The organism is Methylophaga sp. UBA5088 (assembly GCF_002414625.1).
GTDB lineage: Bacteria > Pseudomonadota > Gammaproteobacteria > Nitrosococcales > Methylophagaceae > Methylophaga > Methylophaga marina.
This window is the reverse complement of record NZ_DIAC01000021.1, coordinates 1-1,925: the sequence shown is the minus strand read 5'-3', so window position 1 is coordinate 1,925 and position 1,925 is coordinate 1. Positions and strand designations below refer to the sequence as shown.

The 1,925-nt window shown below is 43.6% G+C and carries 2 protein-coding genes; both read right to left on the bottom strand.

The window, feature by feature from the left end; translation table 11 throughout:
* Positions 1-32: 32 nt before the first annotated feature.
* On the bottom strand, positions 33-473 hold the full coding sequence (locus tag B4K20_RS02725) for a hypothetical protein (protein ID WP_273181342.1): 441 nt from the start codon (positions 471-473) through the stop codon (positions 33-35).
* A complete protein-coding gene (locus tag B4K20_RS02720; protein WP_289281793.1) occupies positions 473-1,714 on the bottom strand; it encodes a DNA polymerase Y family protein in 1,242 nt (413 codons plus the stop codon). Before B4K20_RS02720 ends, B4K20_RS02725 begins: the two co-directional genes overlap by 1 nt.
* Between the last annotated feature and the right edge of the window lie 211 nt (positions 1,715-1,925).

Genomic DNA, 1,925 nt, shown 5'->3' with positions numbered 1-1,925 from the left:
TGAGTATGAATGAGCGAAATGGATAGAGTCAGCTATGTAATGAAGTGTCGTGATTTTTCTCCTTTTTGAACCACTCTTGGCCAGCGGCTATGTATTTGTGCATCTTCTAGTTCGGGTTCAATTGTCACCACATACACACGACGCTCGTTACCTTCTTTTGCAAGCAAGCCCTGAATGTATTGTCCTTTTTGCAGGTCATACCAGTGGCTGATACCTTCAAGGTCTTTTTCCATAAAACTTAAAACAGGGATTTTTACCGGTGTCGGAAAATATTTATCCCATCTGCCGGCATAAATAGAATCGAGTCGCGCCCAGCCTGTCATTGGTAAGTTACCAGGTTGTTTTTGCCGTCTTCCCCACGCAATAAGCTTAATACCGCCTTCTGATGTTAATACAGGCAAAACAGCTTTAGGATTAGGATAAAAAATTCGCAGCACATCTTCACCATGCTGGAAATAAACGCCGCCACACATTAAATGGTTTTCCTATGACCTGTCGGTTTCCATGCTGGGGCAATCACATTGGGCATTTCGCTACGCCCAATGACGCGTGTTGGAGCGACAGTAAACTCACCGTAACGCTCATTAATTTTATCAATAGCCGTATTAAGCGCCTCACGCTTTTGTTTGTGTGACTCATCAACAAACATATCCTGCTGTTTATGATGGGTGGGATTCAAAGCCGTGACTTGAACCTGACCACATTCTTCACCGCTATAGCGACTCTTAATAAATTGCTTACACAGGTCATATATCAGTGCGCCATCATCCGTGGCGTTATCTATTTTTTGTTTTGTTCCTAGCCAGCCAAAAGGCGTCTTTAAACCGATAAAGAAGGTATCGCTTAGAAAGTGATGTTTACGCAATCGAGCGCCCACCTTTTCAGACATATGCTGAAAGAAAGTCAGTATTGTATTCATGTCACGGGTACCGGGCGGCATCACTTTGCCATGACCAACTGATTTGGGTTCTTTTACTGTGGTGATAACAGGTTCTGGATCACGCCCTTGAGCCATGAGCCATATCCGTCTTCCTGGGTTACCGAAACGTTTTGCAATGAGGCTCATGGGGACTTTTTTCATATCCCCACATTGTGTGATGCCGTACTTACCTAAGAATCTCGCAATACCTTTATTGATACCACTCAGCTCTGTCACGTCTTCTTTGCTTAGACGCGCTTCAGCTTCCCAAGGGGCAATAATGGTCAAGCCATCCGGCTTATTGAGTTTTGCAGCAAATTTGGCTGTCGTTTTATCACCGCTAATGCCGACACTACAGGTGAGTCCTGATACCTGGCTTATCGTGTCTTTAATGAGAAAACCAATATGTTCGGGTGATTTATAGAGATACTGACAACCGGTCAAATCCAAAAAGGCCTCGTCGACGGAATAAACCTCCACAGTCGGTGTAATACTAAATAGTGCGTCCATAATCTCAGTAGAGACAGCCGCATAACGATACGGTCTGCTTGGCGCTTGGATAATATTGGGACACAGCTCTCTTGCCTCTTTAAGGCGCATACCGGTTTTCACACCATAACTTCTGGCCTCGTACGACGCTGTGATGATGGTACTGCCAAGTTTGCCATTGGTGACGCCCACAGGTTTATTTCGCCAGTATGGATAGTCTTGCTGTTCTATCTGAGCAAAGAAGCAATTCATATCAACCAGCGCAATCATTCTGGGCCAATGATGGGATGATGCGTTTGAGCTCATAGAGTGCTTAGTAACCTAAAACCCTGTTGTGGTGTGTGCATCAGCTTTCTCCTCCTAATCATTTGTAACAGTCAGATTAGATTTAACAGTGTGAGAATATAATGAGAAGAGAAAATATAGAGAATAATTTGGTTTGAAGCAAGTTTTTGAATAAGGCTAATGTCCTGTAATTCTTAGGCTGATTTTTTAGGGTATACGGATTTAATGGTTG